Here is a 22,014-nt window from a genome sequence, read left to right on the forward strand (position 1 = left end):
ACTGACATGATCACCTTGGCCTTGTCCAAAGGACGCATTTTTGACGAAACCCTGCCACTTTTAAAAGCGGCAGGCATCGAGGTTTTGGAAGATCCCGAAACTTCTCGCAAATTGATTTTGCCCACCAATCAAACTGGCGTGCGGGTGGTGTTGGTTCGTGCCACCGACGTGCCCACTTATGTTGAATATGGCGGTGCCGATTTGGGCGTGACTGGCAAAGACACCCTCATTGAGCATGGTGGCCAGGGCTTGTACCAACCTCTCGACTTGCAAATCGCCAAGTGCCGCATGAGTGTGGCGGTGCGTGCCGACTACGACTATGCCTCCGCCGTTAAATCTGGCTCTCGCTTGAAAGTGGCCACCAAATACACCCAGATTGCGCGTGAATTTTTTGCGCAAAAAGGCGTGCACGTTGACATGATCAAGCTCTATGGCAGCATGGAGTTGGCGCCCCTCACGGGCCTTGCCGATGCCATTGTTGACTTGGTGTCTACGGGTAGCACCCTGAAAGCCAATCACCTCATTGAAGTGGAGCGCATCATGGACATCAGTTCGCGCTTGGTGGTGAATCAAGCCTCGCTCAAACTCAAACAAGAATCCATCCGCGCCATCATTCAAGCCTTTGCGGGTGCCGTGTCAGCGCGTCAAGCTGCCCCAACTTCACGCTAACTACTCAAGAGAAAACCAATGACTGCGCTTGTAGCCAAAGCCCTGCGTTTAAGCACCACCGATGCTGATTTTGAAGCCCAATTTCAAAAGCGCTTGCATTGGTCTGCAGACGCCGATGCAGCCATTGAATCCCGCGTGGCCGAGATCTTGGCCGACGTGCAACAGCGCGGCGATGCCGCCGTGCTTGAGTACACCCAGCGTTTTGATGGCTTGAATGCCAAAGACATGCAGGCTTTGATGCTGACGCAGGCTGAACTCAAGGCTGCTTTTGAAGGCTTGCCAGTGGCTCAAAAAGATGCTTTGCAAGCCGCTGCCAAACGTGTTCGCGCATACCACGAAGCGCAGAAAAAAGCTTCTGGTGAAAGCTGGTCATACCAAGACGAAGACGGCACCTTGCTAGGGCAAAAAGTCACGCCCCTCGATCGAGTGGGTATTTATGTGCCCGGCGGTAAAGCCGCTTATCCATCTTCTGTTTTGATGAACGCCATTCCGGCGCATGTGGCTGGCGTAGAAGAAATCATCATGGTGGTTCCAACGCCGCAGGGTGTGAAGAACCCCTTGGTGTTGGCTGCTGCATATGTGGCGGGTGTGTCGCGCGCCTTCACCATTGGCGGCGCACAAGCTGTTGCGGCTTTGGCGTTTGGCACGGCCACGGTGCCCAAGGTAGACAAAATAACCGGACCCGGCAATGCCTATGTGGCCAGCGCCAAGAAGCGTGTATTTGGTGCCGTGGGCATTGACATGATTGCAGGACCCTCCGAAATTTTGGTGTTGGCCGATGGCAGCACCCCACCAGAGTGGGTGGCCATGGACTTGTTCTCGCAAGCCGAACACGACGAGTTGGCCCAAAGCATTTTGCTGTGCCCCGATGCGGCCTACATTGACAAAGTTCAAACCGCCATCGACCAACTGCTACCCACCTTGCCGCGCGCCGAGATCATTGCCAAATCGATGAACGACCGCGGTGCTTTCATTCAAACACGCAGCATGGAAGAAGCCTGCATCATCAGCAACCGCATTGCCCCCGAGCACTTGGAAGTGTCCAGCCGCAATCCACATGCTTGGGAGCCTTTGCTCAAACATGCGGGCGCCATTTTCTTGGGCGCGTACACCAGTGAGTCACTGGGCGATTACTGCGCTGGCCCCAATCACGTTTTGCCCACCAGTGGCACCGCTAGGTTTTCATCGCCCTTGGGTGTCTACGATTTTCAAAAGCGCTCTAGCCTCATTGAGGTGAGTGAAAAAGGCGCGCAGAGTTTGGGCTTAATTGCAGCTGAGTTGGCCTATGGCGAAGGTTTGCAAGCCCACGCCCGCGCTGCCGAGCTGCGCTTGAACCCCGTGCCACCGCAAAGAGAAACACCATGAGCGCCCATCAAAATTCCGCCGCTTGGCTGAAGCACATTCGTCAAGACGTGCAATCGATGCACGCTTATGCCATTCAAGATTCGACGGGCATGGTCAAACTCGACGCTATGGAAAATCCATTCAGCTTGCCCCCAGATTTGCAAAAGCAATTGGGCGAGCGTTTGGGTGCCTTGGCACTCAATCGCTATCCAGGTGATCGGGTCAATGTCTTGCGTGCTGAGCTGGCCAAGTATGTGCACATGCCCGAAGGCTTTGACATCATGCTGGGAAATGGTTCTGATGAACTCATCACACTTATCTCGGTTGCATGTGATGTGCCGGGTGCTAGCTTTTTGGCGCCGCTGCCTGGCTTTGTGATGTATGCCATGAGCGCGCAACTTCAAGGCGTGCAGTTTCATGGGGTGCCTCTCAAAGCCAATTTTGAGTTGGACGAAGCGGCCATGCTCAGCGCCATTGCAAGCCACAAACCTGCCGTGGTTTATTTGGCTTACCCCAACAACCCAACTGGCACTTTGTGGAATGCTGACGCCATTGAACGCATTGTGGTGGCGCAAGGCCAGCAGGGCGGCTTGGTGGTGATGGACGAGGCTTACCAGCCCTTTGCAAGTCAAACCTACATGTCGCGTCTGGCCAGTCATGGTCACGTGCTGCTAATGCGCACCTTGTCTAAATTTGGCTTGGCCGGTGTTCGCCTCGGTTACATGGTGGGCCCCAAGTCCTTGATTGGCCAAATTGACAAAGTCCGCCCGCCTTACAACATCAGTGTTTTGAACTGTGAATGCGCGCTTTTTGCGTTAGAGCATGCCGATGTTTTTGCCGCTCAAGCCCTTCAAATTCGCGAAGAACGCGAAAACTTAAGCCAATCACTGGCACTTTTGCCAGGTGTCCAAGTTTTCCCCAGTCAGGCCAATATGCTGTTGGTTCGTATGCCAGACGCCACAAAGTGCTTCGAAGGTATGAAAACGAAAGGTATTTTGGTGAAGAACGTTTCTAAAATGCACCCATTGCTGAGCAATTGTTTGCGTCTCACTGTCGGAACCCCCGAAGAAAACGCCCGCATGTTGGCAGCACTCAAGGAATCTTTATGAGCTCACCCCGCGTTGCAGAAGTTACGCGCCAAACTGCAGAAACCCAAATTCGCGTCAAAGTGAATTTGGACGGCACTGGCCAATCCAGCCTGTCCACCGGCATTGGTTTCTTTGACCACATGCTCGATCAAATTGCTCGCCACGGCCTTATCGATTTGGAAATCGAAGCCAAGGGCGATTTGCACATCGATGGCCACCACACCGTGGAAGATGTGGGCATCACTCTGGGTCAGGCCGTGGCCAAAGCGGTGGGTGATAAAAAAGGCTTGCGTCGCTATGGCCATGCCTACGTACCACTCGACGAAGCCTTGTCGCGTGTGGTCATCGACTTTTCGGGCCGTCCTGGCTTGGTCAACCATGTGCCATTCACCAGTGGCATGGTGGGCGGCTTTGACACGCAGCTCATGCACGAATTCTTCCAAGGCTTTGTCAATCACGCCTTGGTCACGCTGCACATTGACAACTTGCGGGGCGACAATGCGCACCACCAAGCTGAAACTGTTTTCAAAGCCTTTGCGCGTGCCTTGCGTGCCGCACTTGAAATCGACCCCCGAGCAGCAGGCATCATTCCTTCAACCAAGGGTTCGCTCTGAGCATGTCCCCCAATTCTGTGGCGGTGGTCGACTACGGCATGGGCAATTTGCGCTCTGTGGCGCAGGCGGTCATGCATGCAGCACAAGACACGGGTGTCGAAGTCAAAATCACTTCTAACCCGCAAGATGTCCGCAATGCCACCCGTGTTGTATTGCCTGGTCAAGGCGCCATGCCCGATTGCATGCGCGAGCTGCGCGACTCTGGCTTGATGGAAGCTGTACTTGATGCGGCAGCCAAAAAGCCTTTGTTTGGCGTGTGTGTGGGCATGCAAATGTTGTTAGATCACAGCGAAGAAGGCAATACGCCCGGCTTGGGCCTCATTCAAGGCAATGTGATCAAGTTCAGTCTTTCAGGCCAAACCCAAGCCGATGGCAGTCGCTTCAAAGTTCCGCAAATGGGCTGGAATCAAGTGAATTTCATGAAGCACGAGGGCGCAGCACATCCCGTTTGGGGAGAGATTCCCAACGGCAGTTATTTCTACTTCGTGCACAGTTTTTACGCAAAACCCCATAATATGGCCGATGTGGCTGGGGAAACAGACTACGGTGGTGGCTTTGCCAGTGCCATTGCGCGCGATAATTTGTTTGCCACGCAGTTTCACCCAGAAAAAAGTGCCAACCAAGGTTTGGCCCTGTACCGAAACTTTTTGCACTGGCAGCCCTGATTTTTAAGACGTCCCCAATTTCATTTTTCTTCACTCTAGCGCTACCCCTTAGCCATGATTCTGATACCTGCAATTGATCTCAAAGACGGCCATTGTGTTCGCCTCAAACAAGGCGACATGGACCAAGCCACTACGTTTGGCGAAGACCCCGCGGCCATGGCCCAAAGCTGGCTCGACAAAGGCGCAAGACGCCTGCACTTGGTCGACCTCAATGGTGCCTTTGCGGGCAAACCGCAAAATTTTGCGGCCATCAAATCCATTCTCAAAGCGGTGGGAGATGAAATCCCAGTTCAGTTAGGTGGTGGCATTCGAGACCTCGACACCATCGAAAAATACATCGATGGCGGATTGCGCTACGTCATTATTGGCACCGCTGCCGTCAAAAACCCTGGCTTCTTGCGCGATGCTTGCAGTGCGTTTGGTGGCCACATCATTGTGGGGCTCGATGCCAAAGACGGCAAAGTCGCCACCGATGGTTGGAGCAAACTCACGGGTCACGAAGTGGTTGACCTGGCCAAGAAGTTTGAAGACTGGGGCGTTGAGTCCATCATTTACACCGACATTGGCCGCGACGGCATGTTGAGCGGCATCAACATCGACGCCACCGTCAAGCTGGCGCAAGCGCTCACCATTCCGGTCATTGCATCGGGTGGCTTGTCCAACATGGCCGACATTGAGCAATTGTGTGCGGTGGAAGAAGAGGGCGTTGAAGGCGTCATTTGCGGCCGCGCCATTTACTCTGGCGACCTTGATTTCCAAGCAGCCCAGGCACGGGCCGATGAACTCAACGACTGACACCCACCAAGGCTACCCCGGTTGGCGTTGGTCTTTGCCCAATGGCGACAGTGTTTTTGTGGCTCAGCAGGGTGCCCAAGTTTTGTCTTGGCAAGCCAAGGGCCGTGAACGTTTGTTTTTGAGCTCAGCCTCCATTGCCGATGGAGCCACTGCCATTCGAGGTGGTATCCCAGTGTGCTTTCCGCAATTCAACCAACGCGGCAATTTACCCAAGCATGGGTTTGCGCGCAATTTGGAGTGGCATTGTGTTCCTGAGCGCAGCCAGGGCTCTGAAAAAGTGTTTGAGCTTGTTGCCAACTCAAGCACCTTGGCCATTTGGCCTTTTCAGTTCAGAGCTTTGCTGAGTGTGCTGCTCACTGAGAGTGATTTGAAAGTTCAATTGCAAGTTGAAAATCTGGGACCGCAAACTTTGAGTTTCACGGGGGCGTTGCACACATACTTGGCGGTCAAGCACCTTGACGCCGTGAGTTTGCATGGCCAAGCTCAACAAGCAGAATGGGACGCCGTGCGCGACACCCACCAAAGCTGTTCTGGTGTGTTGAAGTTTGATGCCGAGTTTGATCGGGTCTACGATATCGAAGCCCAAGCCCAGCCCACCTGGACTTTGCAAGAGGGCCCAAACGCACTGCAAATTGCGCAAAGCGCTTCATGGGGCCAAAGCGTGGTGTGGAATCCGGGTGCTGAAAAATGCAGCCAACTGAAAGACATGCCCAAAGATGCATACCAAGGCATGTTGTGCGTTGAAGCCGCCAGAGTCACATCTTCAATTCAAGTTCAACCAGCTCAAACTTGGACGGGCTGGCAAAGTTTCACTGTTTAAACACCATGCTTGCCAAAAGAATCATTCCCTGCCTCGACGTCACCGGCGGCCGCGTGGTCAAAGGCGTTAACTTTGTAGAACTCCGCGATGCAGGTGACCCTGTTGAAATTGCGGCGCGCTACAACGAGCAAGGCGCAGACGAACTCACCTTTTTAGACATCACGGCCACCAGTGACGGCCGCGATTTGATTCTCCACATCATTGAGGCAGTTGCTTCTCAGGTCTTCATCCCCCTCACGGTGGGCGGTGGCGTCAGAACAGTTGAAGATGTACGGCGTTTGCTCAACGCAGGTGCCGACAAAACCAGCTTCAACTCTGCCGCCATTGCCAACCCCCAGGTTATTCGCGATGCGTCGCAAAAGTATGGCGCGCAGTGCATTGTGGTGGCCATAGATGCCAAGCGCCGTCAGGGTGAGGATGTCAAATTGAGAGGTGAGGGCTGGGATGTTTACAGCCATGGCGGCCGACAAAATACGGGTTTAGACGCCGTGAGGTGGGCCACCCAAATGGCCGAGTTTGGCGCTGGCGAAATTTTGCTCACCAGCATGGACCGCGACGGTACCAAGTCGGGCTTCGATTTGGCCCTGACCAAAGCCGTCAGCGACAGTGTCCAAGTGCCCGTGATTGCCTCAGGCGGGGTGGGAAATTTGGACCATCTGGCCGATGGCGTGCAGCAAGGCGGCGCGGACGCAGTGCTGGCCGCCAGCATTTTTCACTACGGCGAATACACCGTTCAGGAAGCCAAGCAGCGCATGCGCGAGCGGGGAATTCCTGTGCGTTTGTAACAAGTGGTAGATTCAGCGCATGAATTGGCTTGATCAAATTAAGTGGGACGCGCAGGGCTTGGTGCCCGTCATCGCCCAAGAAGCCAGCACCGGCGATGTGCTGATGTTTGCTTGGATGAACCGAGAAGCCCTCGAAAAAACCGCGGAGCTCAAGCGCGCGGTGTACTTCAGTCGTTCCCGCAACAAGTTGTGGTTCAAAGGCGAAGAGTCGGGCCATGTGCAAACCGTGCACGACATCCGCCTCGATTGCGACAACGATGTGGTGCTGCTCAAAGTGACCCAATTGGGCCACGAGCCTGGCATTGCCTGCCATACAGGGCGTCACAGTTGTTTCTTTCAAAAGTATCAAAATGGCGCGTGGACCAGCATTGAGCCGGTCTTGAAAGACCCTGAATCCATTTACAAGTGAGCACTCGTTGCCAAAATCATGAGTTCAACCGATGCTTTGGCCCGCCTAGCGGCCGTGATTGAAAGTCGCAAACCGGCCAACGGTGGCGACCCCGAAAAAAGCTATGTAGCGCGCCTATTGCACAAAGGGCCAGACGCCTTTTTGAAGAAAATTGGCGAAGAAGCCACCGAAACCGTGATGGCGGCCAAAGACATGGACCATGGCGGCGAAGCGCACAAACTGGTGGGTGAGGTGGCCGATTTGTGGTTTCACAGCATGATTGCTTTGGCCCATTATGGTTTGTCGCCCGCCGATGTGGTGGCTGAACTCAGTCGCCGTGAAGGCCTCAGTGGCTTGGAGGAAAAAGCCCTCCGCAAAGCCGAACAACGTGAAAAAACAGGTGAATGATGCACGACCCGAACTGCCTCTTTTGCAAAATCATTGCAGGAAAAATACCTTCTAAGAAGGTCTATGAAGACGAACATGTGTTTGCTTTTCACGACATCGCACCGTGGGCGCCAGTCCATTTTTTGATGGTGCCTAAGCTGCACATCCCATCTATGGCGCAAATTACCCCTGAACATTCGGACTTAATGGGTCATCTCATATCCTTAGCCCCTAAACTGGCTTTGGAACAGGGCTGTCGCCCTTATCCTGAGGGTGGTTACAGAATTGTGACCAACACCGGATCTGAAGGTGGACAAGAAATTCACCATTTGCATTTCCATGTCATGGGCGGACCTCGCCCTTGGCTTCGCGGTTAAACGCTTAGAATCACCAATCATTGTTAGGAGATCTCCATGGGTTCATTTTCTATTTGGCACTGGCTCATCGTTTTGTTAATCGTGGTCATGGTTTTTGGCACTAAAAAGCTGAAAAACATGGGTTCCGACTTGGGCGGCGCTGTCAAGGGCTTCAAAGACGGCATGAAAGATCCAAATGCCCCTGCGGCCACCGATGAAAAGCCGGCCGCTCAAGTAGCCGCTTCGACTGCGGCTGAAAAAACCACGATCGACGTGGAAGCTAAGACAAAGTCCTGATTTGATCGACCTTGGCATTTCCAAAATAGCCCTCATCGGGGTGGTGGCGTTGATCGTCATCGGCCCTGAGAAATTGCCGCGCGTGGCGCGGACCTTGGGCAATCTCTTTGGCAAGGCTCAGCGTTACATTTCTGATGTGAAAGCTGAGGTCAATCGCACCATGGATTTGGATGAGCTCAAGAAAATGAAAGAGTCCATGGAAGGTGCAGCTAAAGACCTTGAAGGCTCTGTGCAATCGTCGGCCGTCGATTTTGAAAAGCAATGGGCTGAAACCACGGCCAGTATCACCTCCGAGCCCAACCACACGCCATGGGTGCCGCCGCCGCCGGTTTACAAGCATCCTGGTAAAAAATTTCGTTTGAAGCAAGCCGCTGTGCCTCAGTGGTACAAAGCGCGTGCTGGTGTCAGAACCAAAACATTGTCGGGTGCAGCCAGAGTGGCGCGTTACCGGCCCACCCGATTAGGTTAATTTTCAGTGTCCGATCAAAAATCCAAGACCGAAGACGAACTGGCTGGCACAGAGCAGCCCTTTGTCACCCATTTGATGGAACTTCGCGACCGCTTGGTGCGCGCCATGGCCGCCATTGGCATTGCAGCCGGTTTGATGGCACTTTATCCTGGCCCAGCAGAACTGTATGACTTGCTGGCAGCCCCCTTGGTGGCCCATTTGCCTGCAGGAACCAACCTCATTGCTACCTCGGTTATTTCACCCTTCATGGTGCCCCTCAAAATACTCTTGATGGCGGCGTTTTTGTTGGCTTTGCCCGTGGTGCTTTATCAAGTCTGGGCCTTCATTGCCCCTGGTTTGTACACCCACGAAAAACGCTTGGTCATGCCGCTGGTGGTTTCTAGCACGCTGTTGTTTTTCATTGGCGTTGCATTTTGTTATTTCTTTGTGTTCGGACAAGTCTTTGCCTTTATCCAAAGCTTCGCCCCCAAAAGCATTACCGCTGCACCAGACATCGAGGCCTATTTGAGCTTTGTCTTGAACATGTTTTTGGCTTTTGGCTTGGCCTTTGAAGTGCCTATTGCTGTGGTGGTATTGGCCAGACTCAATATTGTCACCATCGAAAAGCTCAGAGATTTCCGAGGCTACTTCGTGGTTCTGGCTTTTGTCATTGCAGCCATCGTCACACCGCCCGATGTGGTGTCACAACTTGCTTTGGCCATTCCCATGTGTTTGCTTTACGAAGTTGGAATTTGGGCCGCACAAATTTTCATCAAGCACACGCAGGCACCCAAAGAAGACGAAGCCACTAAGGCCGCCGACTGAACGGGGCTTTGACTTTAAGGTCTTATTGGCCTGGTACCCGGCGTAACCCGAATTTCCATCAACTTGCCGTTGCGCTGTACAGCAAGGCTTGCCGGTTCGCCAGGTTTTAATGCTGCTACACGCGTCAGCATTTCGGGTACATCTGAAACTACTTCACCGGCCACCTTCAAAATCAAATCGCCAGGTTGAATGCCGGCTTTGGCTGCGGGGCTGTTTTGCAAGACACCATTGATCAAAACACCTTGTGGCAACAAACCCGTAGCCTTGTCTTTGGGAATGCCAAAACTCTCGGCAATTTCAGCCGTCAAGGGCCGCGGCTCTACACCAATCCAACCTCGGGTCACTTTGCCATCTTTGATCAAGGCAGCCATGACCTGAGTGGCCGTAGAGACAGGCACCGCAAAGCCAATGCCCAAGTTGCCACCCGAGCGAGAATAAATGGCCGTGTTAATGCCCATTAGCAAACCGTTGGCATCGACCAACGCACCACCAGAGTTGCCAGGGTTGATGGCGGCATCGGTTTGAATGAAATTTTCAAAGGTGTTGATGCCCAATTGTTTGCGTCCCAAAGCACTCACAATGCCAGAGGTGACGGTTTGGCCAACACCAAAGGGATTGCCAATGGCCAAAACGGCGTCTCCCACTTGCAAACTCTCCATTTGACCCAACACGATGCTGGGCAGTTTGGGCAAGTCAATTTTGAGCAAGGCCAGATCTGTCTCGGCGTCGGTGCCAATAACTTTGGCCATGGCGCTGCGGCCATCGTTGAGCGTGACTTCAATGCCTTCAGCTCCCTCGATCACGTGGTGGTTGGTAAGGATGTAGCCGTCTGGACTGACAATCACACCGCTGCCCATGCCAGCGCCAGATGACTCGTCTTCGGGCTCTTCAAAAAAACGGAACCAGGGGTCTGCGCGGCGATTTTTGCTTCTGGCCTTTTGCTGCACATTGATGCTCACCACGGCCGGTGCGGCTTTTTGGGCAGCCAGTCTAAAACTGCCACCCGGCATGCCGTCTGACAGCCCTTCGATTCGGGCTTGGGTGAGGGCGACGGTTTTGGCGTTGTCGACTTCCTTGAGCCACCCAGGCTGGAGGGTTGCAACAATGAACCACGCGGCCAAGAGCACGGTCACGGACTGGGAAAAAAGGAGCCAAAATCTTTTCATGTTGTGCATTGTGGCCTGAACTTGAATAGCGCGCACAAAGCCAGACTTCGTTGACAATACGTTAGCTGGCCATGTAAGGCCAAGCACCTAACTCATTATGTCGACTCTGCCCATTATTGCTATCACGCCAGGAGACCCTTGCGGCATTGGCCCTGAGGTCATTGCGCGTGCATTCTTGAACGACGTTTTGACACCCCAAGCCAAGCCTGTCACTCAAGCATGTTTTGTGGCAGGTGATGTGGAGGTGATGCAGCAGGCCGCTAAGTTGGTCGACCCACAAGCTCAAAAACTTCAAATCAAAGTCATCGAAAAGCTGGCGCAAGCGCTTGGTTTGCCCACGGGTGTGTTGCCTGTGATGCAAGTTGCCGAGTATCTTCCGAATCGCAAGGAGCCAGCTTACGGCTCAGTCCAAGCCGCAGCGGGTCGATTTGCAGGCGAGTGTGTGGTGTGGGCGGCCCAAGCGGCGCTTCGAAAAGAGATTGCCGCCATGGTTACCGCGCCGCTTCACAAAGAAGCCCTCTCTGCGGCAGGCGCGCCCTTTAATCAATTTCCAGGTCATACAGAGCTTTTGCAGTTTGAAGCAGCCGCGCACCAAGGTGTTTCATTGACACACATGCCGGTGAGAATGATGTTGGCCAACGATGAGCTGCGAACGGTGCTGGTGAGCATTCATGTGGCCCTTAGGCAAGCCCTTGAGGCGGTTACGTACGACAACGTGCTTGAAAGCCTGCGCATCACCCATCACTCACTTCGCTTGGTATTGGGACGAGCGCCCAAAATAGCGGTGGCTGGGCTCAACCCTCACGCTGGTGAGGGGGGCTTGTTTGGCCGTGAAGAAATTGACATCATTGAACCCGCCATGGCACAAGCCAGATCGGAGGGCGTCCTAGCGCTAGGGCCTTTTGCCCCAGACACCGTTTTCATGCGGGCGCGACAAAAGCCCCATGCAACCCCAGAATTTGATGTGGTGCTAGCCATGTACCACGATCAAGGCCTGATTCCCGTGAAGTACATGGGCATAGAGCAGGGCGTCAATGTCACGCTGGGCTTGCCTTTGGTGCGAACCAGCCCCGATCACGGCACCGCTTTTGACATTGCCGGGCAAGGCCGTGCAGATGCCTCCAGCATGATGGCGGCCCTCAAAATGGCGCGCCAATTGATTCCCTGAGTCGAGTCAGGGTCTAGAAAAAGCCCCCCGCAGTCGGCTACAATCCGAGGCTAAACCCTGATACCGATTCGCTAGAGGATTCTCATGAGTGATACCCCAGTCGACAGCAGCAAAAGAACGTGGCTCATTGCCTCTACTTGCGCTGGCGCCGTAGGCGCAGGCTTCGTCGCCACCCCCTTTGTCAGCACTTTCCAGCCTTCCGAGCGCGCAAAAGCCGCCGGCGCTGCTGTTGAAGTCGATATTTCCGATGTCAAACCCGGTGAAAAACTCACCGTTGAGTGGCGCGGCAAACCCGTCTGGATCATGCGCCGCACTCCTGAGCAGGTTGAAGCTTTGAAGAAGCTCGATGGTCAATTGGCCGATCCAGCCTCCGACCGCCAGGCCTACCCTACACCCGAATACGCAAAAAACACCCATCGCTCTATCAAGCCTGAGTTCATGGTGGCTGTTGGTATTTGCACCCACTTGGGTTGCTCGCCTGGCGACAAATTCCAAACAGGCCCACAGCCTTCATTGCCAGACGATTGGCAAGGTGGTTTCTTGTGTGCATGCCACGGTTCTACCTTTGACTTTGCTGGTCGCGTTTTTAAAAACAAGCCCGCGCCAGACAACTTGGAAGTACCCCCCCACATGTACCTGTCCGACAGCAAGTTGCTGATCGGTGAAGACAAGAAGGCTTGAGGCAAACCAACATGGCTGAATTCAAGGAAATTTCCCCCAACGCCTCTGCTGGCGAAAAACTCATGAACTGGGTTGATAACCGCTTCCCAGCAACTTCGTTGTTCAAAGCTCACATGAGCGAGTACTACGCATCCAAAAATTTGAACATTTGGTATGTGTTTGGCGCCTTGTCATTGCTCGTGCTCGTCATCCAAATCGTCACTGGCATTTTCTTGGTGATGCATTACAAACCTGACGCCGATTTGGCGTTTGCCTCCGTCGAGTACATCATGCGCGATGTGCCATGGGGTTGGCTCATTCGCTACATGCACTCCACGGGCGCTTCTGCGTTCTTCGTGGTGGTTTACTTGCACATGTTCCGCGGTCTCATGTACGGCAGCTATCGCAAGCCCCGTGAACTGGTTTGGATTTTCGGTTGCGCTATTTTCTTGTGCCTCATGGCCGAAGCTTTCATGGGCTACTTGTTGCCTTGGGGCCAAATGTCCTACTGGGGCGCCCAAGTGATTGTCAACTTGTTCTCTGCCATTCCCTTCATTGGTCCCGATTTGGCTTTGCTCATTCGCGGCGACTTCGTGGTGGGCGATGCTACTTTGAACCGCTTCTTCAGCTTCCACGTCATTGCAGTGCCTTTGGTTCTGTTGGGCTTGGTGGTGGCGCACATCATTGCGTTGCACGAAGTGGGCTCCAATAATCCCGATGGTGTTGAAATCAAGGCTCCCGGTGCACCCAAGGATGCCAATGGTCATCCCTTAGATGGCATTCCATTCCATCCTTACTACACCGTGCACGACATCTTCTCTGTCAGCATTTTCCTCATGGTGTTCTCCGCCATTGTGTTCTTTGCGCCCGAGTTTGGTGGCTACTTCTTGGAGTACAACAACTTCATCCCAGCCGACCCGCTCAAGACACCTCTGCACATTGCGCCAGTTTGGTACTTCACACCTTACTACTCCATGTTGCGCGCCATCACTGGCGAGATGATGTATGTCCTCATCGCTTGCGTCTTGCTGGGTGCATTTTTGGCAGTCAAAAACAACGCCATGCCCACTATTCTCAAAGCAGGTGTTGTTGGCGGCGCAGTGGTCATTTCTGCCCTCATGTACGGCATTGATGCCAAGTTCTGGGGTGTGGTGGTCATGGGTGGTGCGGTCATCATCATGTTCTTCTTGCCTTGGCTTGACCACAGTCCTGTCAAATCAATTCGTTACCGTCCCGACTGGCACAAGTATGTGTACGCCGTGTTCGTCATTGACTTCTTGATCTTGGGCTATTTGGGTGTGCAACCGCCTTCACCCATCGGTGAGCGTGTTTCCCAAGTGGGCACGATGTTCTATTTCGGCTTCTTCTTGCTCATGCCTTGGTGGAGCAAGTTGGGTACACCTAAGCCTGTACCTGACCGCGTCACTTTCGTTGCGCACTAAGCCCAGGAGTATTTGGAAATGAAATCAATTCAAAAATTGGCACTGGCTTTGTGCTTGGTTTTGTCAAGTATCACGGGTGCACATGCTGCGGGCGGCAACACCATCCCTTGGGACAAAGCGCCCGGTAAAACCAATGACCTCGCTTCTTTGCAAAACGGCGCCAAGTTGTTTGTCAACTATTGCCTGAACTGCCACTCTGCAGCCTTCATGCGTTACAACCGCTTGCAAGACATTGGCTTAACCAACCAGCAGATCAAAGACAACCTTTTGTTCACCACCGACAAAGTGGGGGCAACCATGAAGGTCAATTCTGATCCCAAGCAAGTCAAAGACTGGTTTGGTGCAGTGCCCCCCGATCTGACATTGGTGGCTCGTTCACGTTCTGGCAAAGATGGCACGGGTGCAGACTACCTCTATACCTACCTTCGCACTTACTATCGCGATGAAACCAAACCCACTGGTTGGAACAATTTGGCCTTCCCCAACGTCGGTATGCCCAACCCGTTCTGGGAGCTGCAAGGTGAGCGTTCGCCAGTTTATGAAGAGCGTCAATCGCATGGACAAGCGGTACAAGTATTTACAGGTTGGAAAACTGAAAAGCCCGGCACCCTCACACCTCTGCAATACGATCAAGCGATTGGCGATTTGGTCAACTACTTGCAATGGATGGCTGAGCCTGGGCAAAATACCCGCATGCGCATTGGCGTTTGGGTCTTGATTTTCTTGTCTATCTTCACTTTCATTGCATGGCGCTTGAACGCTGCATATTGGAAAGACATCAAGTAACAACTCGTTATTCGGGCCTATGCCCGAATTGATGGAGTGGGCAGGCCTGCCAACCCGGTGGCTTCCCACTCTTTTTGATTTTTAGGAGCCTTCACCATGATGGTGCTTTATTCAGGTACAACCTGCCCTTTCTCTCACCGTTGCCGTTTTGTGTTGTTTGAAAAAGGCATGGACTTTGAAATTCGCGATGTCGATTTGTACAACAAGCCAGAAGACATCAACGTCATGAACCCCTATGGCCAAGTGCCTATTCTGGTGGAACGCGATTTGATTTTGTACGAGTCCAACATCATCAACGAATACATTGATGAGCGCTTCCCTCATCCACAGCTCATGCCCGGCGACCCCGTCGACCGTGCACGCGTTCGCTTGTTCTTGCTCAACTTTGAAAAAGAGTTGTTCACGCATGTGGCCACCCTGGAAAACCGCACACTCAAGGGAAACGACAAAGCTTTGGAAAAAGCCCGCGCGCACATCCGCGACCGCTTGACCCAATTGGCGCCTGTGTTCTTGAAAAACAAATTCATGCTGGGCGACAACTTCTCCATGCTTGATGTGGCCATTGCACCCTTGCTCTGGCGCCTCGACTTTTACGGCATCGACCTCAGCAAAAATGCTGCGCCTTTGCTCAAGTATGCAGAACGCATCTTCTCTCGCCCTGCCTACATTGAGGCACTCACTCCTTCCGAAAAGGTCATGCGCAAGTAATTGGCTGTTTGCGGAATCATTTGTAAATGAGATTTTTATGGTGATGAACGCACTTGAATCTCCCTCTACGCGCCCGTACCTTATTCGGGCGATGTATGAGTGGTGTACTGATCACTCTTTCACGCCCTATGTGGCGGTCAAAGTGGACGGTTCTGTTCAAGTACCCCGTGAATTTGTGCAAGGTGGTGAGATCGTGCTCAACATCAGTTTTGATGCCACAAGTTCTTTGCAGTTGGGCAATGAGTTCATCGAATTCAAAGCCCGGTTTGGTGGCAAGCCCTGTGACATCATGGTGCCTATCCATCGCGTCATGGCCATCTATGCACGTGAAAATGGCCAGGGCATGTCCTTTCCTGTCACAGACTCTCCCATGGGAGCTACGGTGGTTGGTATGGACAAGTTGCACAAGGTGCCGGATGCGGCTTCGTCTGTATCCGCATCTTCATCTGCCAGTGATGCAGACAAACCTGAGCCACCTCCGCCGTCGCGGCCCACGCTTACCAGAATCAAATAAGCGCAGCCAAAAACCCAGCACTTGTCTGCAAAACAGCTGATTATTGACTTACAATTCAGCCCGTGCCGCTTTAGCTCAGTTGGTAGAGCAACCGCCTTGTAAGCGGTAGGTCGTCAGTTCGAATCCGACAAGCGGCACCATTTTGAAAACCAGCTTTTTAGCTGGTTTTTTTTCGCCTGAATTTTGCAAGCCTAGAAGCCAAACGCTTTCAGCGGGGGTTTTGAAGTATTTTCAGCCGAATTTTTTCAACGCCATGCCCGTGGCTGTTCAAGTGAGCTTGAAGGGCTGGCAGCATCTGCCTCAGTTTGGCGGCGGCGGCATTGGAATTGACCAGCAAGCACCATTCAGAGCCTTCAATGGGCCCCGCCTGGATGGCATTTCGCAAGGGATCAGGTATGAGCGTTTGCAGGCTTTTGAGCCTCAGGCTCGACTCTCGGGTGAGCTCCGTCAGGCGCGCCAAACTGGGCGATTCCTGGGCGGCTTCCATGAGCGTGATTGCCTGATTGATTTTTGCCATGCCGCCATTATGCGAGAGCCCTGTGAATCTGAGGTAAATAAGGAAAATCTGGTCGAACTCAGCAGTTAAAATGGCGCATTCACTTGCGCTCTGAGCGCGGGTGCTTTTGAATCCACTTTAAGACAGGATTTTCGGGCCGGTCTTTGCTTTATTGGCATAGACATACCCGTGTCACCATGGCGATCAATTTTCTTACCAAAATTTTCGGCAGTCGCAACGACCGCACGATCAAACAGTACCGCAAAACTGTGGTGCTCATCAATGGCTTAGAAGCTCAGTACGAAGCTTTAAGCGATGAACAATTGCGTGCCAAAACCGATGAGTTTCGTACTCGGGTGGCGCAAGGTGAAACTTTGGACAAAATTTTGCCCGAAGCTTTTGCAGTGGTCCGTGAGGGCTCCAAGCGTGTCATGAAGATGCGCCACTTTGATGTGCAAATGTTGGGCGGTATTTCTCTGCACAAAGGCAAGATTTCTGAAATGGGCACCGGTGAGGGCAAAACCTTGACAGCCACTCTGGCGGTGTACTTGAATGCATTGCCTGGCAAAGGCGTGCATGTGGTCACGGTCAACGATTACTTGGCCAGCCGCGATGCACAGTGGATGGGCAAGCTCTACAACTTTTTGGGCATGAGTGTTGGTATCAACTTGTCACAGCTCTCGCGCGAAGAAAAGCAGGCCGCCTACAACTCAGACATCACGTACGGCACCAACAACGAATTTGGCTTTGACTATCTGCGCGACAACATGGTCTATGAAGCCAAAGACCGTGTACAGCGCAGCCTCAACTACGCCATCGTCGACGAAGTTGATTCTATTTTGATTGACGAGGCGCGCACGCCGCTCATCATCAGCGGTCAAGCCGACGATCACACCGCGCAATACCAAGCCATGAATCAAGTGGTGCCCATGCTGACGCGCCAAGAAGGTGAAGCAGATCCGCGCACAGGTGAGGGCATTACCAAGCCAGGCGATTTCACGGTTGACGAAAAATCACACCAAGTGTTCTTGACCGAACAGGGTCATGAAAAGGCCGAAAGCATTTTGGCCAGCGCAGGGCTCATCCCTGAAGGCGCAAGTCTTTATGACCCCGCCAACATTGCGCTCATGCATCATCTCACGGCAGCCTTGCGTGCCAATCACATCTACCACCGCGATCAGCACTATGTGGTGCAAGATGGCGAGATTGTGATCGTCGACGAGTTCACTGGCCGACTCATGACGGGTCGCCGCTGGAGCGATGGATTGCACCAAGCGGTCGAAGCCAAAGAAGGTGTGGCCATTCAGGCTGAAAACCAAACCATGGCTTCCATCACCTTCCAAAACTACTTCCGTTTGTATGGCAAGTTGGGTGGCATGACCGGTACAGCCGACACCGAAGCATACGAGTTCCAAGAAATTTATGGTTTGGAAACCGTGGTCATTCCACCAAACCGCGTCAGCCGCCGACAAGACCAACTCGATCGCGTTTACAAATCGGCGCCAGAAAAATACAACGCTGCCATTGCTGACATTCGCGAATGTTTTGAGCGTGGCCAACCGGTGTTGGTAGGCACCACCTCCATTGAAAATTCAGAACTCATTTCTGAATTGCTCACCAAAGCCAAGTTACCTCATCAGGTGCTCAATGCCAAGCAACATGCACGCGAGGCCGACATCATTGCCCAAGCAGGCCGCCCTGGCATGATCACCATTGCCACCAACATGGCAGGCCGCGGCACCGACATTGTGCTGGGCGGTAACATTGAAAAAGACATTCAGGCTATTGAGTTCGATGAGAATTTAAACGAAACCGATCGTCAATCGAAAGTGGCAGCCATGCGCACCGAGTGGCTCACGGTGCATGAGCAAGTGAAGTCTTTGGGTGGCTTGCGCATCATTGCCACTGAGCGCCATGAGTCACGCCGTATTGACAATCAATTGCGCGGTCGATCTGGCCGTCAGGGCGACCCAGGCTCTTCGCGTTTTTACCTGAGCTTGGACGATCCACTCATGCGCATTTTTGCGGGCGATCGGGTGCGCGCCATCATGGACCGCCTCAAAATGCCCGAAGGCGAAGCCATTGAAGCCGGCATGGTGACGCGCAGCATTGAAAGCGCGCAGCGCAAAGTAGAGGCGCGCAACTTTGACACGCGCAAACAATTGCTCGAATACGATGATGTGTCTAACGATCAGCGCAAGGTTATTTACCAACAGCGCAACGATATCTTGGATGCCGCCGAAATGGACGCCCAAATCACGGGACTGCGCGAGGGTTGTTTCACAGACCTGGTGCGCCAGTATGTACCAGTAGAAAGCGTAGAAGAGCAGTGGGACTTGGTGAGCCTAGAGCGTGTACTCAGAGACGATTGGCAAATTGAATTGCCGCTGCGCGAAAAAGTAGCGGCCGCCACGGCCATCACAGATGAAGAAATTTTGGAAATGGTTGTGCAAGCAGCCAACAATGTCTTCAAAGAAAAATTGGATGTAGTGGGTGTTGAAAACTTTGTGCCGTTCCAGCGGGTGGTGTTGTTGCAAAGCATCGACACACACTGGCGCGAGCACCTGAGCTCCTTAGACTATTTGCGCCAAGGTATTCATTTGCGAGGTTATGCGCAGAAGCAACCGAAGCAGGAGTACAAACGCGAAGCCTTTGAACTGTTTGGTCAATTGCTTGACTCTGTGAAAAATGAAGTCACACGCATTTTGATGAACGTCAAAATTGAATCACCTGCGCAAATTGAAGAAGCGGCGCAAGTCTTGGAGGAGCGTGCTGAAAACATCAGCAATGTCACCTACACCGCGCCGGATGAAAAAGGCGAGCCGCAAACTCAATCAGATTCCCCAAGTGCGGTGTTCGCGCCTGTGGGTCGCAACGAACCCTGCCCGTGCGGCAGTGGTAAAAAATACAAGTTCTGCCACGGCAAATTGGCATAAACGCTTTTCTAAAGGGTTTTCATGACAGTGAATCTTCAAGCACCCAAGCCCGCCGATGTGTTGGCTGTTCCGGGTGTTCGCTTGGGCATTGCTGAGGCAGGCGTTCGCAAGGTGGGGCGCAAAGACCTCACTGTCATTTTGTTGGATGAAGGCAGCGCTGTGTCGGGTGTCTTTACCCAAAACCGCTATTGCGCTGCCCCTGTCCAAGTGTGTCGCGAGCACTTGCAGCATGTTGATGTGGCCAATGCCAACACCCATATCCGCGCCTTGCTCATCAACACTGGCAATGCCAATGCCGGCACCGGTGCCAAAGGCATGGCCGACGCGCGTGCGACGGCCGAAGCATTGGCCCAATTGCTCAAAGTTAAGCCACAACAAATCTTGCCTTTTTCAACGGGCGTGATCATGGAGAACTTGCCAGTGGACCGCATCGTGGCGGGCCTGCCCGCGGCCATTGCAGATGCGCAAACCCAGCACTGGGCCAAGGCTGCAGAAGGCATCATGACCACCGACACTGTGCCCAAGGCCTACAGCGCGCAAGTGGTGTTGTCTGGTCAAACGGTCACCATCACGGGTATTAGCAAAGGTGCTGGCATGATTCGCCCCAACATGGCCACCATGTTGGGCTTCTTGGCCACCGATGCCAACATCGACCCAGCCTTGTTGCCTGCATTGGCCACCGACTTGGCCAATGCCTCCTTCAACCGCATCACCATCGACGGCGATACCTCCACCAACGATTCCTTCATTGTGATGGCCACGCGCAAAGCAGCGCACGCGGCCATCACATCTTGGGATTCGGCTGATGGCAAAGCCTTGCGCATTGCCATGATGTCTGTCGCGCAAAAATTGGCGCATGCCATTGTGCGAGACGGTGAAGGCGCCACCAAGTTCATCACCATTCGTGTTGAGGGCGGCAAAACTTCGGAAGAATGTCGATTGGCTGCCTATGCCATAGCGCACTCGCCTTTGGTTAAAACAGCTTTCTTTGCCAGCGACCCCAACTTAGGCCGCATCTTGGCCGCAGTCGGCTACGCAGGCATACACGATCTCGATCAAGACTTGATTGGACTGCACCTTGACGATGTGTGCGTGGTGAAAAACGGTGGTCGCAATCCAGATTACCAAGAGGCCGATGGCCAGCGTGTCATGAAGCAAAGTGAAATTACCATCAAAGTGTCATTGGGCCGCGGAAATGCAGCAGACACCGTTTGGACCTGCGATTTAAGCCACGACTATGTTTCCATCAACGCAGACTACCGATCATGAGCGCTGCAATTGAAAAGCTCTTGGAGCGCGCTGTGCTCGTGATGGAGCGCATTGAACGCGTCTTGCCGCAGCCCTTGAGTGAACCCCAGTGGGGTGAGGCCATTGCTTGGCGTTATCGCAAGCGTGCCTCTGGCCATGGCGTGTTAGAGCCTGTGCGCCATGTGTCCGACATGAATTTGGCTGACCTCCAAGAAATTGATGGGCAAAAAGAAAAGCTGCAACAAAACACCTTGCAATTTGTCAAAGGCTTGCCTGCCAACAACGTGCTTCTCACGGGTTCACGGGGCACCGGAAAGTCTTCCCTCATCAAAGCTTGTTTGAATGCTTATGCGTCACAAGGTTTGCGCCTCATTGAAGTTGACAAAGAAGACCTGACCGATTTGCCCGACATTGTCGATGTGGTCTCAGGCCAGCCCCAAAAATTCATCATCTTTTGCGATGACTTGAGTTTTGAAGATGGTGAAGGTGGTTACAAGGCTTTGAAATCGATTCTCGATGGTTCGGTGGCGGCATCTACACCCAATGTGCTCATTTATGCCACCAGCAACCGCCGTCACTTGTTGCCAGAGCATATGAAGGACAACCTCACTTACACGCACACCGAAGACGGTGAGGTGCATCCCGGTGAGGTCATTGAAGAAAAAATTTCTTTGTCTGAGCGCTTTGGTTTGTGGATCAGTTTTTACCCGTTCTCTCAAGAAGAATACCTCACCATCGTGGCGCAGTGGCTGCGCTCATTGGGCGCCACTGAGGCTGTGATTCAATCTTCTGGCCCCGAAGCACTGGTCTGGGCACTCGAGAGAGGGTCCCGAAGCGGCCGTGTGGCGTATCAGTTTGCGCGCGATTATGTGGGTCGCATGGGGCAGGGTGCTTCTACTCAGCGATCTTTATGACTGATGAGACGGCAGCCACGCCAACGCTTTTAGTGGCCGACGCACACCGCCAGCGTGATGGCAGTCAAGATCGAAAGACGGTCGATGTGGCTGTTGGTATCTTGATCAACGAGCACCAACAGTTTTTGCTTACATCAAGGCCCGCAGGCAAAGTCTACGAAGGTTATTGGGAGTTTCCGGGCGGCAAGCTGGAGGCCAACGAAACAGTGGCACAAGCTTTAACACGCGAACTCGAAGAAGAGTTGGGTTTGAAAATTGGTGACGTTCAAATGTGGCGTCAACAATTGGTGGACTACCCGCATGCTCTGGTCAGACTCAACTTTTGCAAAGTTCACAGTTGGCAGGGCAACTTAGAAATGCGCGAAGGACAACAGTTTGCTTGGCAAAGCTTGCCCCTGAATGTGGTGCCGGTATTGCCAGGTACAGTGCCTGTTTTGACTTGGTTGGCTGAAGAGCGTGGCTTTCTAGGAGCCACACACCCAGCTTCTAGCTGAG

26 protein-coding genes and 1 tRNA gene are annotated in these 22,014 nt (G+C 53.2%); 25 read left to right on the forward strand and 2 right to left on the reverse strand.

The window, feature by feature from the left end:
- The first annotated feature begins 6 nt into the window (after window positions 1–6).
- Genes hisG through tatC form a run of 14 tightly spaced genes read left to right on the forward strand, consistent with a single transcriptional unit; the run spans window position 7 to window position 9,481 of the window.
- The gene (hisG, locus tag B9Z32_RS03535) at window positions 7–669 is read left to right on the forward strand and encodes an ATP phosphoribosyltransferase (RefSeq protein ID WP_108419974.1); all 663 of its coding nucleotides are present in this window, start codon (window positions 7–9) and stop codon (window positions 667–669) included.
- Between the two features lie 18 nt (window positions 670–687).
- Window positions 688–2,034 carry a histidinol dehydrogenase gene (gene hisD / locus B9Z32_RS03540; RefSeq protein WP_108419975.1) on the forward strand — a complete coding sequence of 449 codons (1,347 nt, stop codon included), beginning with the start codon at window positions 688–690 and terminating at the stop codon, window positions 2,032–2,034.
- Window positions 2,031–3,122, forward strand: coding sequence for a histidinol-phosphate transaminase (gene hisC / locus B9Z32_RS03545; RefSeq protein WP_108419976.1), 1,092 nt, complete (start codon window positions 2,031–2,033; stop codon window positions 3,120–3,122). Before hisD ends, hisC begins: the two co-directional genes overlap by 4 nt.
- The gene (hisB, locus tag B9Z32_RS03550; RefSeq protein WP_108419977.1) at window positions 3,119–3,715 is read left to right on the forward strand and encodes an imidazoleglycerol-phosphate dehydratase HisB; all 597 of its coding nucleotides are present in this window, start codon (window positions 3,119–3,121) and stop codon (window positions 3,713–3,715) included. Before hisC ends, hisB begins: the two co-directional genes overlap by 4 nt.
- 2 nt (window positions 3,716–3,717) lie before the next feature.
- On the forward strand, window positions 3,718–4,380 hold the full coding sequence (gene hisH, locus B9Z32_RS03555; protein ID WP_108419978.1) for an imidazole glycerol phosphate synthase subunit HisH: 663 nt from the start codon (window positions 3,718–3,720) through the stop codon (window positions 4,378–4,380).
- A gap of 54 nt (window positions 4,381–4,434) precedes the next feature.
- On the forward strand, window positions 4,435–5,175 hold the full coding sequence (hisA, locus tag B9Z32_RS03560; protein ID WP_108419979.1) for a 1-(5-phosphoribosyl)-5-[(5-phosphoribosylamino)methylideneamino]imidazole-4-carboxamide isomerase: 741 nt from the start codon (window positions 4,435–4,437) through the stop codon (window positions 5,173–5,175).
- Window positions 5,159–5,995 (forward strand): D-hexose-6-phosphate mutarotase, encoded by an 837-nt coding sequence (locus tag B9Z32_RS03565; RefSeq protein ID WP_108419980.1) that lies wholly within the window; start codon window positions 5,159–5,161, stop codon window positions 5,993–5,995. The genes hisA and B9Z32_RS03565 overlap by 17 nt, the downstream gene beginning before the upstream one ends.
- 5 nt (window positions 5,996–6,000) lie before the next feature.
- Entirely contained in the window at window positions 6,001–6,780 is a 780-nt protein-coding gene (gene hisF, locus B9Z32_RS03570) for an imidazole glycerol phosphate synthase subunit HisF (RefSeq protein ID WP_108419981.1), read from the forward strand.
- A 10-nt stretch (window positions 6,781–6,790) separates the two neighbouring features.
- Window positions 6,791–7,189: a phosphoribosyl-AMP cyclohydrolase gene (gene hisI, locus B9Z32_RS03575; RefSeq protein ID WP_199219971.1), complete on the forward strand. Its 399-nt coding sequence runs from the start codon at window positions 6,791–6,793 to the stop codon at window positions 7,187–7,189.
- An 18-nt stretch (window positions 7,190–7,207) separates the two neighbouring features.
- Window positions 7,208–7,576: a phosphoribosyl-ATP diphosphatase gene (locus tag B9Z32_RS03580; protein WP_055359811.1), complete on the forward strand. Its 369-nt coding sequence runs from the start codon at window positions 7,208–7,210 to the stop codon at window positions 7,574–7,576.
- Window positions 7,573–7,932, forward strand: a complete 360-nt coding sequence (locus B9Z32_RS03585) for a histidine triad nucleotide-binding protein (RefSeq protein WP_199219932.1) — start codon at window positions 7,573–7,575, stop codon at window positions 7,930–7,932. The genes B9Z32_RS03580 and B9Z32_RS03585 overlap by 4 nt, the downstream gene beginning before the upstream one ends.
- A gap of 36 nt (window positions 7,933–7,968) precedes the next feature.
- Window positions 7,969–8,208 (forward strand): Sec-independent protein translocase subunit TatA, encoded by a 240-nt coding sequence (tatA, locus tag B9Z32_RS03590; protein WP_108419983.1) that lies wholly within the window; start codon window positions 7,969–7,971, stop codon window positions 8,206–8,208.
- A gap of 1 nt (window position 8,209) precedes the next feature.
- Window positions 8,210–8,677 carry a Sec-independent protein translocase protein TatB gene (gene tatB / locus B9Z32_RS03595; RefSeq protein ID WP_108419984.1) on the forward strand — a complete coding sequence of 156 codons (468 nt, stop codon included), beginning with the start codon at window positions 8,210–8,212 and terminating at the stop codon, window positions 8,675–8,677.
- Between the two features lie 6 nt (window positions 8,678–8,683).
- Window positions 8,684–9,481, forward strand: a complete 798-nt coding sequence (gene tatC, locus B9Z32_RS03600; protein WP_108419985.1) for a twin-arginine translocase subunit TatC — start codon at window positions 8,684–8,686, stop codon at window positions 9,479–9,481.
- 14 nt (window positions 9,482–9,495) lie between these two features.
- Here tatC and B9Z32_RS03605 read toward each other — a convergent pair whose 3' ends face one another.
- Window positions 9,496–10,647, reverse strand: a complete 1,152-nt coding sequence (locus B9Z32_RS03605) for a S1C family serine protease (protein ID WP_108420962.1) — start codon at window positions 10,645–10,647, stop codon at window positions 9,496–9,498.
- A 97-nt stretch (window positions 10,648–10,744) separates the two neighbouring features.
- On the opposite strand from B9Z32_RS03605, the gene pdxA reads away from it, so the two are divergent.
- From pdxA to B9Z32_RS03640, 7 genes are all read left to right on the forward strand, one after another.
- A complete protein-coding gene (gene pdxA, locus B9Z32_RS03610) occupies window positions 10,745–11,815 on the forward strand; it encodes a 4-hydroxythreonine-4-phosphate dehydrogenase PdxA (protein WP_108419986.1) in 1,071 nt (356 codons plus the stop codon).
- Between the two features lie 84 nt (window positions 11,816–11,899).
- Complete coding sequence (gene petA / locus B9Z32_RS03615; RefSeq protein ID WP_108419987.1) at window positions 11,900–12,496, forward strand: ubiquinol-cytochrome c reductase iron-sulfur subunit; 597 nt, start codon at window positions 11,900–11,902, stop codon at window positions 12,494–12,496.
- A gap of 11 nt (window positions 12,497–12,507) precedes the next feature.
- Window positions 12,508–13,917 (forward strand): cytochrome bc complex cytochrome b subunit, encoded by a 1,410-nt coding sequence (locus tag B9Z32_RS03620; RefSeq protein WP_108419988.1) that lies wholly within the window; start codon window positions 12,508–12,510, stop codon window positions 13,915–13,917.
- A 27-nt stretch (window positions 13,918–13,944) separates the two neighbouring features.
- Window positions 13,945–14,703 carry a cytochrome c1 gene (locus B9Z32_RS03625; protein WP_108420963.1) on the forward strand — a complete coding sequence of 253 codons (759 nt, stop codon included), beginning with the start codon at window positions 13,945–13,947 and terminating at the stop codon, window positions 14,701–14,703.
- A gap of 96 nt (window positions 14,704–14,799) precedes the next feature.
- Window positions 14,800–15,411 (forward strand): glutathione S-transferase N-terminal domain-containing protein, encoded by a 612-nt coding sequence (locus tag B9Z32_RS03630; RefSeq protein ID WP_108419989.1) that lies wholly within the window; start codon window positions 14,800–14,802, stop codon window positions 15,409–15,411.
- 43 nt (window positions 15,412–15,454) lie between these two features.
- Window positions 15,455–15,925 carry a ClpXP protease specificity-enhancing factor gene (locus tag B9Z32_RS03635; RefSeq protein ID WP_199219934.1) on the forward strand — a complete coding sequence of 157 codons (471 nt, stop codon included), beginning with the start codon at window positions 15,455–15,457 and terminating at the stop codon, window positions 15,923–15,925.
- Between the two features lie 64 nt (window positions 15,926–15,989).
- Window positions 15,990–16,065 (forward strand) — tRNA-Thr (locus B9Z32_RS03640).
- A 68-nt stretch (window positions 16,066–16,133) separates the two neighbouring features.
- Here B9Z32_RS03640 and B9Z32_RS03645 read toward each other — a convergent pair.
- Entirely contained in the window at window positions 16,134–16,442 is a 309-nt protein-coding gene (locus B9Z32_RS03645; protein ID WP_108419990.1) for a DciA family protein, read from the reverse strand.
- Between the two features lie 176 nt (window positions 16,443–16,618).
- Between B9Z32_RS03645 and secA the strand changes: the two genes are divergently transcribed.
- Genes secA through B9Z32_RS03665 form a run of 4 tightly spaced genes read left to right on the forward strand, consistent with a single transcriptional unit; the run spans window position 16,619 to window position 22,013 of the window.
- Complete coding sequence (gene secA, locus B9Z32_RS03650; RefSeq protein ID WP_108419991.1) at window positions 16,619–19,357, forward strand: preprotein translocase subunit SecA; 2,739 nt, start codon at window positions 16,619–16,621, stop codon at window positions 19,355–19,357.
- Window positions 19,358–19,378: 21 nt separating this feature from the next.
- Window positions 19,379–20,626, forward strand: coding sequence for a bifunctional glutamate N-acetyltransferase/amino-acid acetyltransferase ArgJ (argJ, locus tag B9Z32_RS03655; RefSeq protein ID WP_108419992.1), 1,248 nt, complete (start codon window positions 19,379–19,381; stop codon window positions 20,624–20,626).
- Window positions 20,623–21,519, forward strand: coding sequence for an ATP-binding protein (locus B9Z32_RS03660; RefSeq protein ID WP_108419993.1), 897 nt, complete (start codon window positions 20,623–20,625; stop codon window positions 21,517–21,519). Before argJ ends, B9Z32_RS03660 begins: the two co-directional genes overlap by 4 nt.
- On the forward strand, window positions 21,516–22,013 hold the full coding sequence (locus tag B9Z32_RS03665) for an NUDIX domain-containing protein (protein ID WP_108419994.1): 498 nt from the start codon (window positions 21,516–21,518) through the stop codon (window positions 22,011–22,013). Before B9Z32_RS03660 ends, B9Z32_RS03665 begins: the two co-directional genes overlap by 4 nt.
- Window position 22,014 lies beyond the last annotated feature (1 nt).

It is taken from the genome of Limnohabitans sp. MMS-10A-178 (assembly GCF_003063375.1).
Classification (GTDB): Bacteria; Pseudomonadota; Gammaproteobacteria; order Burkholderiales; family Burkholderiaceae_C; genus Limnohabitans_A.